General features: G+C 55.9%; 16 protein-coding genes. 12 read left to right on the top strand and 4 right to left on the bottom strand.

Features of this window, described 5'->3' with window-relative positions:
* The first annotated feature begins 71 nt into the window (after positions 1-71).
* From ACQG19_RS23020 to trpS, 12 genes are all read left to right on the top strand, one after another.
* Complete coding sequence (locus ACQG19_RS23020; protein WP_246932332.1) at positions 72-848, top strand: DNA utilization protein HofM; 777 nt, start codon at positions 72-74, stop codon at positions 846-848.
* A complete protein-coding gene (locus tag ACQG19_RS23015) occupies positions 845-1,333 on the top strand; it encodes a PilN domain-containing protein (RefSeq protein WP_222169124.1) in 489 nt (162 codons plus the stop codon). Before ACQG19_RS23020 ends, ACQG19_RS23015 begins: the two co-directional genes overlap by 4 nt.
* Positions 1,334-1,336: 3 nt before the next feature.
* Positions 1,337-1,798: a HofO gene (locus ACQG19_RS23010; RefSeq protein ID WP_114519300.1), complete on the top strand. Its 462-nt coding sequence runs from the start codon at positions 1,337-1,339 to the stop codon at positions 1,796-1,798.
* Positions 1,788-2,180: a HofP DNA utilization family protein gene (locus ACQG19_RS23005; protein WP_246932334.1), complete on the top strand. Its 393-nt coding sequence runs from the start codon at positions 1,788-1,790 to the stop codon at positions 2,178-2,180. Before ACQG19_RS23010 ends, ACQG19_RS23005 begins: the two co-directional genes overlap by 11 nt.
* Complete coding sequence (gene hofQ, locus ACQG19_RS23000; RefSeq protein ID WP_246932336.1) at positions 2,095-3,330, top strand: DNA uptake porin HofQ; 1,236 nt, start codon at positions 2,095-2,097, stop codon at positions 3,328-3,330. Before ACQG19_RS23005 ends, hofQ begins: the two co-directional genes overlap by 86 nt.
* 286 nt (positions 3,331-3,616) lie before the next feature.
* Complete coding sequence (gene aroK / locus ACQG19_RS22995; RefSeq protein ID WP_003861630.1) at positions 3,617-4,138, top strand: shikimate kinase AroK; 522 nt, start codon at positions 3,617-3,619, stop codon at positions 4,136-4,138.
* A gap of 57 nt (positions 4,139-4,195) precedes the next feature.
* Positions 4,196-5,284: a 3-dehydroquinate synthase gene (gene aroB, locus ACQG19_RS22990; RefSeq protein WP_029882162.1), complete on the top strand. Its 1,089-nt coding sequence runs from the start codon at positions 4,196-4,198 to the stop codon at positions 5,282-5,284.
* Between the two features lie 92 nt (positions 5,285-5,376).
* Positions 5,377-6,678, top strand: coding sequence for a cell division protein DamX (damX, locus tag ACQG19_RS22985; protein ID WP_058684106.1), 1,302 nt, complete (start codon positions 5,377-5,379; stop codon positions 6,676-6,678).
* Between the two features lie 67 nt (positions 6,679-6,745).
* Positions 6,746-7,558 (top strand): adenine-specific DNA-methyltransferase, encoded by an 813-nt coding sequence (dam, locus tag ACQG19_RS22980; RefSeq protein ID WP_013099069.1) that lies wholly within the window; start codon positions 6,746-6,748, stop codon positions 7,556-7,558.
* Positions 7,559-7,599: 41 nt separating this feature from the next.
* Positions 7,600-8,277, top strand: a complete 678-nt coding sequence (rpe, locus tag ACQG19_RS22975; protein ID WP_008503032.1) for a ribulose-phosphate 3-epimerase — start codon at positions 7,600-7,602, stop codon at positions 8,275-8,277.
* Complete coding sequence (gene gph, locus ACQG19_RS22970; protein WP_029882160.1) at positions 8,270-9,031, top strand: phosphoglycolate phosphatase; 762 nt, start codon at positions 8,270-8,272, stop codon at positions 9,029-9,031. The genes rpe and gph overlap by 8 nt, the downstream gene beginning before the upstream one ends.
* Complete coding sequence (gene trpS, locus ACQG19_RS22965; protein ID WP_020687783.1) at positions 9,024-10,028, top strand: tryptophan--tRNA ligase; 1,005 nt, start codon at positions 9,024-9,026, stop codon at positions 10,026-10,028. Before gph ends, trpS begins: the two co-directional genes overlap by 8 nt.
* A 145-nt stretch (positions 10,029-10,173) precedes the next feature.
* Here trpS and ACQG19_RS22960 read toward each other — a convergent pair whose 3' ends face one another.
* The 4 genes from ACQG19_RS22960 to nirB all read right to left on the bottom strand — a co-directional run bounded on the left by ACQG19_RS22960 (position 10,174) and on the right by nirB (position 14,865).
* Complete coding sequence (locus ACQG19_RS22960) at positions 10,174-10,344, bottom strand: YhfL family protein (protein WP_008503029.1); 171 nt, start codon at positions 10,342-10,344, stop codon at positions 10,174-10,176.
* Positions 10,345-10,489: 145 nt separating this feature from the next.
* Positions 10,490-11,863, bottom strand: a complete 1,374-nt coding sequence (cysG, locus tag ACQG19_RS22955) for a siroheme synthase CysG (RefSeq protein ID WP_013099066.1) — start codon at positions 11,861-11,863, stop codon at positions 10,490-10,492.
* Between the two features lie 135 nt (positions 11,864-11,998).
* Complete coding sequence (nirD, locus tag ACQG19_RS22950; RefSeq protein ID WP_013099065.1) at positions 11,999-12,325, bottom strand: nitrite reductase small subunit NirD; 327 nt, start codon at positions 12,323-12,325, stop codon at positions 11,999-12,001.
* On the bottom strand, positions 12,322-14,865 hold the full coding sequence (nirB, locus tag ACQG19_RS22945; protein ID WP_102752325.1) for a nitrite reductase large subunit NirB: 2,544 nt from the start codon (positions 14,863-14,865) through the stop codon (positions 12,322-12,324). The genes nirD and nirB overlap by 4 nt, the downstream gene beginning before the upstream one ends.
* Between the last annotated feature and the right edge of the window lie 137 nt (positions 14,866-15,002).

The raw sequence follows: 15,002 nt of genomic DNA, 5'->3' as shown, positions 1-15,002 counted from the left end.
GGTAGTATAAAGGCAAGCCTGATTCATTGATATAGCCGTCACGGTGACGGGCGATAAGGAGATCGTGAAGCATGGCTTTCAAAACATGGCAAACGGGCGTTCATATTCAACAAGATAGGGTGCTGATTGTCGCGCTGGTTCGTGAGCGTCTCAACTGGTGTCTGCGCCGCTGGTGGGCGATACCGCTGACGGAAGGCATCATCCTCGACGGGAAAATTTGTCAGCCAGAACAATTGTTTGACGCATTACGCGGCTGGCGACGTACGTTGCCGCATCAGCACCGGGTGTTTCTCTCATTTCCGGCGGCGCGTACCCTGCAAAGATCGTTGCCCCGCCCGGCTATCGCCCTGCGCGACAGCGAACAGCTCTCCTGGCTAGGGGCTGCGCTCTCGCATGAGCTGGAGATGTCCCCTGATGCGCTGTGCTTCGATTACGCACAGGACACGTTCAGCAACACATTTCATGTCACCGCTGCGCAAAACAAAGAGGTTGAAACACTACTGACGCTCGCGAAAACGCTGCATTTACGGCTGGTGACGATTACCCCGGATGCCAGCGCGCTGGCAAATTTTCTTCCTGCGGTGGTACCGGCGCAGTGTGTCGCGTGGCGAGACGAACATCAGTGGTTGTGGGCAATGCGCCACCAGTGGGGGCGCCGCTTCGCTACCGAGGCCAAAAGCGTGGCTGAACTGGCGGCACTGCTGGCTCTCGCGCCGGACGATATCGCGCTGTTTGATAGCCAGCGCGACCCGTGGGAGCTCCTCTCTCGCTGTCAGCCCCCGCTGCCGGAGTGCGGTGCCGATTATGCCGTCGCGCTGGCGCTGGCCATGAGCGAGGTGCCTGAATGAGCATGACCAATCTTCTTCCGTGGCGACAGCAACGACGCGCGCGCCGCGTGCGGTTCTGGGGAGGGCTGTCTGCGACCACCTGTATTCTGACGCTGGCAACGGTCTTCAGTCTGAGCATGCACGCCCACCTGAAACTGCACGCCCTGCAGGCTGAACTGGCGGGCATGCAGACCGTGCAGCGCGCGTTGTCTTCTCGTCTACCTCTTGCCACACCCGCTCCCTCGCGCCAGCCACAGCGTATGGCATGGCACCCGGTGCTGGCGTCACTCTCCGATGCCATTCCGGCGCAGGCATGGTTCACTGAGCTTCGTTACCAACCGCCCTCTTTGATGATTAACGGCTATGCCTCAGCACTGCCCGCCCTGTCGGCAATGGGTGATGCTCTGCGACAAATAGCGGGTTTTACCCCAGGGTCAGCAGGGGAGATACGGCAGGATAATCACGGGCGCTGGATGTTCACTTTTCAGCTCACAGGCCAGGGGTAACGTGTGAACAGAATATTTGAACGCTGGTGTGAGAGCCGTCGCCGGTACCGGCTCCTGTGCGGTGGGCTGGGCGTTGCCTTGTTGTGGGGAACCGCATGGGGCCTGTTCCTGAGGCCGCTTAATTCACAGCTTGCTGCGCTTCAGAAGCAAATGGCCGACGCCGTACAGCGCCATGCGACGCTCTGGCCTGTCGCCAGCAACGCGCCGCGCCGGACACCTGAGCCTGACGCACGCCCGGTGGTGCGCTTTTCCCCGCTGGATTTTCAGGCTGATGGCGCAACGCTGGTGCACTGGAAACCCCTTCCGGGCGGTGGAGAGCTGGCGCTGGATGCCGAGTGGCCAGCAATCCTGACGGCTTTCGCCCGGCTGGCGCAGCAAGATGTCCGGATTGCCGCCTTTACGCTTGCGCCTCAGGGCGCGGCGTTACGTCTGCGAGTGCAACTGGAGCTAGACCATGCGAAATAGCCTGCGCTACCTGCTGGTTTGCTCAGTGCTGTTACTCACCGGGATGCGCGATCCGTTTCGTCCGCCTGACGATCCCTGTGCCGTTGGCGAGCTGACGCAGTGGCACTATCGCGGCATGGTCGGCGGGGTTGCCCTGTTGCAGGACGGGAAACAGCGCTGGTATCGCCTGCACTTAGAGGAACGTTTACCGGCGGGCTGGCGGGTCAGCGCAATGAATGAGACGCAACTCGTCATAAACCTGGGTGAAACCTGTGAGCCAGCGCAATGGACATGGCAACGAGAAGGAACGAAAAAATATGAATTTAAGGATAACGCTGCTGTTACTGACGATCGTCACTCCGCTGGCCGCCGCACCGAAGCCGGTCACGCTGGTGGTGGATGACGTTCCTGTGGTTCAGGTCCTGCAGGCGCTGGTGGCGCAGGAGAATCGTAATCTGGTGGTGTCACCCGACGTAAGCGGCACATTATCGCTCAGTCTGACGCATGTTCCGTGGCGACAGGCATTACAGACGGTGATCGCCAGCGCAGGGCTGGTTCTGCGCGAGGAGGGCGGCATTTTCTATGTCCATACGGCGGCCTGGCAGCGCGAACAGCAGGAGCGTAAAGCACAGGACCGGGCCCGCAGGCAGCTTGAGGCTCCGCTGCTCTCGCAAAGCATTTCGTTTTCATACGCTGATGCCGGGGAGCTGCAAAACGCAGCGGAAAAACTGCTCAGTCCGAAGGGCAGTCTTTCTCTTGATAAACGCACCAACCGGCTGCTGGTCAGGGATAATAAAGCCGTACTGGAAACGCTACAGCGCTGGGCAACACAGATGGATATTCCCGTCGAGCAGGTCGAACTGGCGGCGCATATCGTCACCATCAACGAAAAAAGTCTGCGGGAGCTGGGGGTGAAATGGAATCTTGCCGAGGCCACTGAAGCGGGCAAGGTTGGGCAAATGACAACCCTTGGCAGTGATTTGTCCGTGGCCAGCGCCACCAGCCATGTGGGGTTTAACATCGGGCGTATTAACGGCAGGCTGCTGGATCTGGAGCTGTCAGCACTGGAGCAAAAACAGCAGGTCGATATCATCGCCAGCCCACGACTGCTGGCCTCACATATGCAGCCAGCCAGTATCAAACAGGGCAGTGAGATCCCATACCAGGTCTCCAGCGGGGAGAGTGGGGCTACCTCTGTGGAGTTCAAAGAGGCGGTATTAGGTATGGAGGTCACCCCAGTGGTGCTACCGGGCGGGCGCGTGCGCCTGAAATTACATATCAGTGAAAATATGCCGGGGCAGGTGTTGCAACAGGTTGATGGCGAAACGCTGGCTATCGACAAACAAGAAATAGAGACTCAGGTGGAGGTAAAAAGTGGAGAAACGCTGGCGCTGGGCGGTATTTTCTCGCAAAAGAATAAAACCGGAAGTGATAGCGTACCCGGGCTCAGTAAAATCCCCTGGCTTGGGCAGCTTTTTCGTCATGACGGTAAAGACAACGAACGGCGTGAATTAGTGGTGTTTATAACACCACGTCTGGTGGCTATTCACTGACGGGTAACGATCCCCGCAATGATTTTGCATTCAGTTTGTTGCAGATGTTTGACGTGGGGCATGAATTAGCATACAAGGAGTACCGATTTGAGTTGGACTGACGTCTTGTTGTCTTATGCGTCTGGTGCGGTGATTTAATCAGTTGCCAAACAAGCCGGAGTATTGAGATAATTTTTAGTCTGACTCTCGCTCTATTGCATATGAGGTTTCAGTTCATGTCCTGCTACGCCGGGTGTCTGCGAAGCGGGGATTACCATTAACGAATAGTCTTAGTAGTACCGAAAAAATGGCAGAGAAACGCAATATCTTTCTGGTTGGGCCTATGGGTGCCGGCAAAAGCACTATTGGGCGTCAGTTAGCTCAACAACTCAATATGGAATTTTACGATTCTGATCAAGAGATTGAGAAACGAACCGGAGCTGATGTGGGCTGGGTCTTCGATGTAGAAGGCGAAGAAGGTTTCCGTGACCGAGAAGAAAAAGTGATCAACGAACTCACGGAAAAACAGGGCATCGTGCTGGCGACCGGCGGCGGTTCTGTAAAATCTCGCGAAACCCGCAACCGTCTCTCCGCCCGTGGCGTAGTGGTCTATCTTGAGACGACCATTGAAAAACAGCTGGCACGTACGCAGCGCGATAAAAAGCGCCCGCTGCTGCAGGTTGAAACGCCACCACGCGAAGTTCTGGAAGCGTTGGCCGATGAACGCAATCCTCTGTACGAAGAGATTGCTGATGTGACCATTCGTACTGATGATCAGAGCGCTAAAGTGGTTGCAAACCAGATTATTCATATGCTGGAAAGCAACTGATTCTGGCTTTATATACACTCGCCTGCGGGTAAAAGCATTAAAGGTGGATGTCGCGTCATGGAGAGGATTACAGTTACTCTCGGGGAACGTAGTTACCCTATCACCATCGCGGCTGGTTTGTTTAACGACCCAGCTTCCTTTTTACCACTGAAAGCGGGTGATCAGGCGATGCTGGTCACCAATGAGACGCTGGCTCCGCTTTATCTTGACCGCGTTCGCCACCTGCTTGAGCAGGCGGGCGTGAAGGTCGACAGTGTAATTCTGCCCGATGGCGAGCAGTATAAAAGCCTGACGGTACTGGATACCGTCTTTACCGCATTGCTGCAAAAACCCCATGGTCGCGATACGACACTGCTTGCTCTCGGCGGCGGTGTTGTGGGCGATCTGACGGGCTTTGCGGCAGCAAGCTATCAACGTGGTGTCCGTTTTATTCAGATTCCGACCACCTTACTGTCTCAGGTCGACTCTTCCGTTGGCGGCAAAACCGCGGTCAACCATCCGCTCGGCAAAAACATGATTGGCGCGTTCTACCAGCCTGCTTCGGTGGTGGTGGATCTCGACTGTCTGAAAACCCTGCCAGCACGCGAACTGGCCTCTGGCCTGGCTGAAGTGATCAAATACGGCATTATTCTCGACGGCGAGTTCTTTAACTGGCTGGAAGAGAATATGGATGCGCTGCTGCGCCTGGATGAGGCTAAACTGGCATACTGCATTCGCCGTTGTTGTGAGCTGAAAGCAGAAGTTGTTGCAGCAGACGAGCGTGAAACGGGCTTACGTGCTTTACTGAATCTTGGGCATACGTTTGGCCACGCGATTGAAGCCGAAATGGGTTACGGAAACTGGCTCCACGGTGAAGCTGTCGCTGCTGGCATGGTGATGGCTGCCCGTACCTCCGAACGTCTGGGTCAGTTCAAACCGGAAGAGACGGCACGTATCATCGCACTGCTGGAACGTGCTGGCTTGCCGGTAACCGGGCCGCAGGAGATGTCGGCGCAAGCGTATTTACCCCACATGATGCGCGATAAAAAAGTATTGGCAGGTGAGATGCGTCTTGTACTCCCGCTTGCAATAGGGAAGAGTGAAGTGCGCGGCGGAGTGCCGCACGATGTCGTTCTTGGCGCTATCGCTGATTGTCAGCAGGCGTAACAACTAGAAAGGTCAGGCCACTGTTACCGGTGGTCGTTTAGCTTCAGGCGAAATGCAAAGTCGTAGGCATAAGCCTTTGAGTGGGGTGTTAAATGGATGAATTCAAACCAGAAGACGAGCTGAAACCCGATCCCAGCGATCGTCGTACTGGTCGTTCTCGTCAATCTTCAGAACGTGATAACGAGCCGCAGATCAACTTTGACGATGTTGATCTGGATGCAGACGATCGTCGCCCTTCACGTAGCCGCAATGCGCGTGATGAGCGAGAAGAAGAGGATTATGAGTCCGAAGAAGATTCAATGGACGAAGAGCCAGTAGAGCGTCGCCCGCGTAAACGTAAAAAAGCGGCCGCGCAGAAACCGGCCTCCCGCCAGTACATCATGATGGGACTGGGCGTTCTGGTGCTTGTGCTGCTGATTGTCGGCATTGGCTCCGCGCTGAAAGCGCCTTCCACGAATTCTGGCGAGCAAACGGCTTCCACTGAGAAGAGCATCAACCTCTCCGGTAACGATGCGGCAGATCAGGCAAATGGTGCACAGCCAGCGCCGGGGACCACCTCCGCAGAGCAGACCGCCAGTAACACAACGACGCCGCAGGATGTTTCCCTGCCGCCAGTCTCTTCTACCCCCGCTCAGAATCAGGCACCTGCCACGCCAGAAGGCCAGCAGCGTGTAGAAGTTCAGGGCGATCTGAACAACGCGCTGATGCAGCCGCAAAACCAGCAGCAGGTGGATAACGTCGTGGTGAACTCTACGCTGCCAACTGAACCTGCAACCGTTGCGCCTGTTCGCGGTGGCAACGCTCAGCCACAAACCGCAGCAACGGAAAGCAAGCCGCGTCAGACTCAGACTGCACCACGTCAGGAACGTAAGCAGGCGGTCATTGAACCTAAGCGTGAAACCAAACCTCAGGCTGTGGTAAAAGCACCAGAAGTCAAAGCAACCCCGGTGCAGCCGAAACGGACTGAAACCGCTGCGGCAAGCGAGCCTGCAAAAGCGCCAGTGACGCAGACTGCACCGAAAGCCACGGCGACCACCACTGCACCTGCGGCGACAACGGCTCCAACTGCAACCGCCACTGCATCGGCTGGCACAACCGGTAAAACGACGGGTAACGTCGGTTCACTGAAATCTGCGCCATCCAGTAACTACACGCTGCAGCTGAGCAGTTCGTCCAACTATGACAACCTCAACGGTTGGGCGAAGAAATCGAATCTGAAAAACTACGTGGTTTATCAGACGACCCGTAACGGGCAGCCGTGGTATGTGCTGGTGAGCGGTGTGTATGCTTCTAAAGATGAAGCGAAACGTGCCGTGGCGACACTGCCAGCAGACGTTCAGGCGAAAAACCCGTGGGCGAAGCCCATTCATCAGGTTCAGGCCGATCTTAAGTAATGTTTAAAGCGCAGGATGCTGTCGGAGCTTTCTCCACAGCCGGAGAAGGTGTAATCAGTTAGTCAGCATGAAAAAAAATCGCGCTTTTCTGAAATGGGCAGGGGGGAAATACCCCCTGCTTGATGATATCAAAAAGCACCTGCCTAAAGGCGAGTGTCTTATCGAGCCCTTTGTGGGCGCAGGATCGGTGTTCCTGAACACCGATTTTTCTCGTTATATCCTGGCGGATATCAACAGCGATCTCATCAGCCTCTATAACATCGTCAAACTGCGTACCGATGAGTATGTGGAAGAGGCGCGCAAGCTGTTTACGCCCGAGAACAATCACCCGGATGTTTACTACCAGCTGCGCACTGAGTTTAACCAGAGCCAGGATCCGTTCCGTCGGGCGCTGTTGTTCCTCTATCTCAACCGCCATGGTTACAACGGCCTGTGCCGGTATAATCTGCGTGGGGAATTCAACGTGCCGTTTGGCCGCTATAAGCGCCCTTACTTCCCGCAGGATGAGCTGTATCACTTTGCTGAAAAAGCGCAGAATGCAGAATTCCACTGCCTCTCATATGAAGAGTGTATGGAACTGGCGGGCGTAGACTCGGTGGTTTACTGCGATCCGCCTTACGCCCCGCTGTCTGCGACGGCGAATTTTACCGCCTATCACACCAACAGCTTCAGTCCGGCCGAGCAGGCCCGTCTGGCGGAGATGGCGGAAAAGCTGGTCAGCAAAAGAATTCCGGTGTTAATTTCGAATCACGATACCCCTGATACGCGCGAATGGTACAAAGCCGCGAAGCATTTTCAGGTCAAAGTGCGGCGTAGCATTAGCAGCAACGGCGGCACACGTAAAAAGGTGGACGAACTCCTGGCTCTTTATCGCCCCTGAGCCGTTTTGCCCGCCGGTAAACACATTTCAAGGAGATGCGGATGAAACAGTTTTTGATTGCTCCCTCAATTCTGTCGGCCGATTTTGCCCGCCTGGGTGAGGACACTGCTAACGCGCTCGCCGCGGGTGCGGATGTCGTCCATTTCGACGTTATGGATAACCACTACGTTCCTAATCTGACCATTGGCCCCATGGTGCTCAAGGCGCTGCGTAACTACGGTATTACCGCGCCCATTGACGTCCATCTGATGGTGAAACCGGTTGATCGCATCGTGCCTGATTTTGCCGCGGCGGGCGCCAGTATCATTACTTTCCACCCGGAAGCGTCTGAACACGTTGACCGCACGCTGCAGCTGATTAAAGAAAACGGCTGTAAAGCGGGCCTGGTCTTTAACCCGGCAACGCCGCTGAGCTATCTCGACTATGTGATGGATAAGCTGGACGTTATCTTGCTGATGTCCGTTAACCCGGGCTTTGGCGGGCAGTCATTCATTCCTCACACGCTTGATAAACTGCGTGAAGTGCGCCGTCGTATTGATGAGTCCGGCTATGACATCCGTCTGGAAGTGGATGGTGGCGTGAAGGTGAATAACATTGGTGAAATTGCGGCTGCGGGCGCGGATATGTTCGTTGCAGGTTCGGCAATTTTCGACCAACCGGATTACAAAAAAGTTATAGATGAAATGCGCCGCGAGCTGGCGAAGGTAAGTCATGGATAAATTGCAGGCAACCCGGGGTATTGCATTTGACCTCGATGGCACGCTGGTTGACAGCGCGCCGGGCTTAACGAGCGCCGTCGACCAGGCGCTGTATGCCCTTGAACTGCCCGTCGCGGGCGAAGATCGCGTTGTGACGTGGATTGGTAATGGCGCAGATGTCCTGATGGAGCGCGCCCTGACGTGGGCTCGGCAGGAGCGTGCGTCACAACGTTCCGCACAGGGCAAACCGAGCGTTGATCACGCGGATATCCCCCAGGAAGAACAGCTGCGAATTCTGCGCAAACTGTTTGACCGTTTCTACGCAGAAACCGTTGAAGAAGGCAGCTTCCTGTTCCCGGACGTGAAGGAAACGCTGAGCGCGCTGCATGCGAAAGGCATTCCGCTGGGGCTGGTTACCAACAAGCCGACGCCGTTTGTTGCGCCATTGCTGGACGCGCTGGATATCGCGAAATACTTCACCGTGATTGTGGGCGGTGATGACGTACAGAATAAAAAGCCGCACCCGGAACCGCTGTTGCTGGTGGCAGGAAAATTATCCTTAACACCTGCTGAGCTGCTCTTTGTCGGTGATTCACGCAATGATATTCTGGCTGCCAGAGCGGCGGGTTGTCCCTCCGTGGGGTTAACTTATGGCTACAACTACGGTGAGGCCATTACCCTGAGTGAGCCGGACGTCGTGTTCGATCGCTTCAAAGATTTGTTGCCCGCACTCGGGCTTTCATACAGTGAACATCAGGAATTGAAAAATGACTAAGCCCATCGTTTTTAGTGGCGCCCAGCCGTCAGGTGAATTGACCATTGGTAACTACATGGGTGCGTTACGTCAGTGGGTTAGCATGCAGGATGACTACCATTGCATTTACTGCATTGTGGATCTGCATGCTATTACCGCCCGTCAGGATCCTGAGAAGCTGCGTAAAGCCACGCTGGACACCCTGGCGCTCTATCTGGCCTGCGGGATCGATCCTGAAAAGAGCACCATCTTCGTTCAGTCTCACGTGCCGGAGCATGCACAGCTTGGCTGGGCGCTGAACTGCTACACCTACTTTGGTGAACTGAGCCGCATGACGCAGTTCAAGGATAAATCCGCGCGCTATTCCGAGAACATTAACGCCGGTCTGTTTGACTATCCGGTGCTGATGGCGGCTGACATTCTACTGTATCAGACTAACCAGGTACCGGTGGGTGAAGACCAGAAGCAACATCTTGAACTGAGCCGTGATATCGCCCAGCGCTTTAACGCCCTGTATGGCGAAGTGTTCAAAGTGCCAGAGCCATTTATTCCAAAATCCGGTGCACGCGTGATGTCGCTGCTGGAGCCGACCAAAAAGATGTCCAAGTCTGACGATAACCGAAACAACGTTATCGGCCTGCTGGAAGATCCGAAATCGGTGGTTAAAAAGCTCAAGCGTGCCGTGACCGACTCCGACGAGCCGCCTGTTGTGCGCTACGATGTACAGAACAAAGCGGGGGTCTCCAACCTGCTGGATATCCTCTCCGGTGTGACCGGCCAGAGCATTCCTGAGCTGGAGCAGCACTTTGAAGGCAAGATGTACGGCCACCTGAAAGGCGAAGTGGCGGATGCCGTTTCCGGTATGCTGACCGAGCTGCAGGAGCGTTATCACCGCTACCGTAACGATGAAGCCTTCCTGCAGAAGGTGATGAAAGAGGGCGCTGAAAAAGCCAGCGCGCGCGCGTCAGAAACCCTGAAAGCGGTGTACGAAGCGATTGGGTTTGTTGCGAAGCCGTAGGTAAAAGCAAAACGGTAACGGCGTTACCGTTTTTAGGGTTTGTACCCTCTCCCTGTGGGAGAGGGCCAGGGTGAGGGCATCACGCCGCACTTTTCTAAACAAAAAAACCGGGGAATCCCCGGTTTTTTTATACCTGTAAAACAGCTTACTGCTGTGCCGCCGGGCCACAACCCCCGATGATCTTCGAAATGGAGATCGCCGGGTGCAGCAGGTAATCATAGCTGCAGTTATTTTTGGTGTTTTGCACGTGGCCGGTGCAGGCCGTCAGAGTCGATAACAGGCCTACCAGAACGGCAGCTTTAGCCAGTTTGAACATACGCATTCCTTGTCTTAAAAAAACTAAATTGGATGTAACACGAGGGAATAAATGGAAAAGTTCCATTTCGCGGGAGGTATGTTATCGACAGCAGTAACAGGGGAGTAGTCCGGTTAAGGACTACTCGAAGAGGGGAGAATATGCGCTAGTGATTTGAGAACCAGTTGAGTTTATCGCGCAGTTCAACCACGCGGCCGACTATTATCAGCGCCGGGCTTTCAACCTGCTGCGCCAGCTCACCCAGCTGTGTCAGCACGCCATTTACCACGCGCTGCTTAATGGAGGTGCCGTTTTCCACCAGCGCGACGGGCATATCCGCTTCCATGCCGTGTTCCAGTAATTTCGCCTGGATCGTAGCGGCCTGATTCAGCCCCATATAGAAGACCAGCGTCTGCTTTTCGGCGGCCAGGTTGTGCCAGTCCAGTTCGCTGCCGGTTTTCAGGTGCCCCGTTACCAGACGCACGCTCTGCGCGTAATCACGATGGGTCAATGGAATGCCGGAGTATGCCGAACAACCGGATGCCGCCGTAATGCCAGGCACCACGGAGAATGGAATACCTGCGTTGCACAGGGTTTCCAGTTCCTCGCCGCCGCGACCAAAGATAAACGGATCCCCGCCCTTCAGGCGCACCACACGTTTTCCTTTTTGCGCTTCCCGCAGCAGGATCTGGTTAATCTCTTCCTGCGGCACGCAGTGATAACCCGCACGTTTACCCACAAACACCCGGTCCGCATCGCGACGTACCAGATTCATGATCTCATCGGAGACCAGACGGTCATACACAACGGTATCGGCCTGCTGGATCTGCTGGAGTCCTTTCAGCGTCAGTAATCCCGCATCGCCGGGGCCTGCGCCTACCAGAACCACCTCGCCACGATGATCCAGCGGTTCAGAGAGTAACTGCTCGGTCGTCTCTTCAACCGCCTTCACATCCTGATTGGCCAGCGACTGGGCCAGCCGGTCATTGACGAAGAATTTTTCCCAGAAGCGACGGCGCTCGCCCACGGTCGCGAAGGTTTGCTTCACTCGTGAACGCAGTTGCCCTGCATAGTGGGCAATTTGCCCAAGATGTTGCGGCAGCAGTGCTTCCAGTTTTTCCCGCAGCAGGCGGGCGAGAACCGGCGAGCGGCCACCTGACGACACCGCAATCATCAGCGGTGAACGGTCGATTATCGACGGCATGATAAAGCTGGCTTCTTTCGGCGCATCCACCACGTTGCAGAAGATACGGCGCGCTTCGCAGGCATCGCTGACGCGCTGATTCACTTCATCGTCATCCGTCGCGGCAATAGTCAGCCAGCAGGTATCCAGCAGGGACTCGTTAAACTCCCCCTGATTCAGCGTGAGCATCCCTTCCTTCGCCCAGGCTTCAAACTGTGGTGCGAAGGCGAGGGCGTTAACCGTAAGACGGGCACCTGCCTCTAACAGCAAGCGGGCTTTGCGTTCAGCCACATCGCCGCCACCCACAAGCAGGCAGTCGCGATGGCGTAATTGACAGAAAATCGGCAGGTGGTCCACGACATTACCTCACAGCATTCATGGAGGGGGTAAGAATTGACGTCAGAATAACAGCAGGAATCGCCGGAAACATACGGTTTTTCCTGCCGTTACCCATAAGGGGTCATAAGCCTTTCCTATAGGAAAGGCGGGGGGTTAGGCTTTTAACTGCACCTGGCCGTCCTTCACGCGAACGTCGTAGTGCTTCACCGAGTAGCTTTCATCTTCCATGCACAGTCCGTCGCTTAAACGGAAACGCTGTTTTTTCAGCGGACTGGCGACCCATAGTTCACCCTGATGCTCGGCAATCAGCCCGCGGGAGAGGACGCTGGCCTCAAAAAACGGGTCGATATTGCTGATGGCAAAAACCTGTTCGTCGTGGCGAGGGCGGAAAATCGCGACCTGCTCGTTTCCCAGCAGCGCACAGACGCCGGTTGCCGGCAGAATGTCGTTAATGTTGCAGATGTTTACCCACTGGCTCATGCGTTTTCCTCCACCAGCGTCACCGGAATACGTTCATAAGGTGTCGCCGGACGATGCTGTTCGCGCTCTGCTACTACCTGCACGTTCGGGTCGCGCTGGGTGCTGTTGATGAAGTGTTTGAAGCGTGTCTGTGCCGCTGGCGTGTTGACGGTTTCCGTCCACTCGCAAATCACCGCCGCGCGCAGGCGCGCCATCTCCGCTTCCAGATGTTCGTTCAGCCCCAGCTTGTCGTCGATGATGACCGACTTCAGGTAGTCGATGCCACCCTCCAGATTATCCAGCCAGGAAGCGGTACGGGTCAGTTTGTCGGCGGTACGGATGTAGAACATCATGAAGCGGTCGAGATACTGAATCAGCGTGTCGTGATCAAGATCGGCCGCCAGCAGATCAGCGTGGCGTGGTTTCATCCCGCCGTTACCGCAGACGTACAGGTTCCAGCCTTTCTCGGTGGCGATGATCCCCACGTCTTTCCCCTGCGCTTCGGCACATTCACGCGTACAGCCGGAGACGCCGAACTTCATTTTGTGCGGGGTACGGATGCCTTTGTAGCGGTTTTCCAGCTCGACGCCGAAGCCCACGCTGTCGCCCACGCCGTAGCGGCACCAGGTGCTGCCTACGCAGGTTTTCGCCATGCGCAGCGCTTTGGCATACGCGTGACCGGTTTCGAAGCCCGCCTCAATCAGCTGACGCCAGATCTCCGGCAGGTCATCTTTCTGTGCACCAAACAGGCCGATACGCTGGGAACCGGTGATTTTGGTGTAGAGGTTAAATTCACGCGCGATACGGCCCACGGCCACCAGCCCTTCCGGGGTGATTTCACCGCCCGCAGAGCGTGGGATAACGGAGTAAGTCCCGTCTTTCTGGATATTTGCCAGGAAGTTGTCGTTGGTGTCCTGCAGCGGCGTATGTTCTGGTTTGAGGATGTACTCATTCCAGCAAGAGGCCAGCAGGGAGCCGATGGTCGGTTTACACACTTCGCAGCCATAGCCCTGGCCGTGCTTGGCCAGCAGTTCGTCGAAGGATTTAATGCCTTCCACGCGGATCAGGTGATACAGCTCCTGGCGAGAGTACGTGAAGTGCTCGCACAGGTTGTTGTTCACTTCGATGCCCTGTTTCGCCAGTTCGGCGTTAAGCACCTGTGTGACCAGAGGGATACAGCCGCCGCAGCCGGTTCCGGCTTTGGTTTCCGCTTTCAGCGCCGCAACGGTGTGACAGCCTTTGTTGATGGCGGAGATCAACATGCCTTTGGTGACGTCGAAGCAGGAGCAGATCTGCGCGCTGTCCGGCAGTTTATCGACGCCGATAGACGGCTTGCCGCTGGAAGCGTGCGCCGGGAGGATCAGCGCGTCCGGATTCTCCGGCAGTTCGATGGCGTTCAGCACCAGTTGCAGCAGGTTGCCGTAGTCGCTGGTGTCGCCCACCAGCACCGCACCGAGCAGGGTTTTGTTGTCCTGGCTGACGATCAGGCGTTTATAGATCTCTTTGCTCTCGTCGAGATAAACGTAGCTGCGCGCGCCCGGCGTGCGGCCATGCGCATCGCCGATGCCGCCCACGTCCACGCCCAGCAGCTTCAGCTTGGCGCTCAAGTCCGCGCCTTCGAAGGCGTTTTCGTTTCCGAGGATATGGTCAACGGCGACCTGCGCCATTTTGTAGCCCGGCGCCACCAGACCGTACACGCGGTTATTCCAGCTGGCACATTCGCCGATAGCATAGATATCCGGGTCCGAGGTCTGGCAGGTATCGTTCACCATGATCCCGCCGCGCTGGGCGACCGCCAGACCGCACTGGGTGGCCAGCTTGTCGCGTGGACGAATACCGGTGGAGAAGACGATAAAGTCAACTTCGAGCTCGCTGCCGTCGGCAAAGCGCATGGTTTTACGCGCTTCGGTGCCTTCCTGCACAATCTCTTTGGTGTTTTTGCTGGTGTGGACTTTCACGCCCATGCTTTCAATCTTACGGCGCAGCTGATCGCCACCCATGTGGTCCAGCTGTTCGGCCATCAGCATCGGGGCAAATTCGATGACGTGCGTTTCAACGCCGAGGTTTTTCAACGCTCCGGCTGCTTCCAGACCCAGCAGGCCGCCCCCGACCACCGCGCCGCGTTTACTGCGACGTGCGCAGGATTCGATGGCGTTGAGATCTTCAATGGTACGGTAAACGAAGCAATCCTGTGTTTCCGAACCTTTGATAGGTGGGATCCACGGATATGAGCCAGTCGCCATGATCAGCTTGTCGTAAAAAACCGTACGGCCAGCGCTGGAGTGGATCACTTTCTCCTGACGGTTGATGGTGATAGCGCGTTCGCCCACCAGCACTTTTACGCCATGCTTCTCATAGAAACCTTCACGCACCAGAGAGAGCTCTTCGGCGGTATGATGGGAGAAGTAGGAAGACAAGTGCACACGGTCGTACGCCTTGCGGGGTTCTTCACAGAACACGGTAATATCGAACTGCTCAGCGCTGGCTTTATCGAGAAGATCCTCAATAAAGCGGTGGCCGACCATGCCGTTACCGATGATAGCGAGTCTGACTTTGCTCATTTTTGCCTCGATTTCTTTTCTATTACTGCCTACCTTAACGATTCAGCAGGGGCACTTATTGATGCAAATCAAATACGCCTTCGCCTACTCCCTAGGTGGTAGATGTATGATTTGTCAGGATTTTTCTAAGTTATGGA

The sequence above is a fragment of the Enterobacter cloacae complex sp. 277I4 genome, assembly GCF_050031465.1.
In the GTDB taxonomy this organism is placed as follows: Bacteria; Pseudomonadota; Gammaproteobacteria; order Enterobacterales; family Enterobacteriaceae; genus Enterobacter; species Enterobacter cloacae.
Note: the sequence above shows the minus strand (reverse complement) of the source record. Positions and strands in the feature narration are given on the sequence as shown.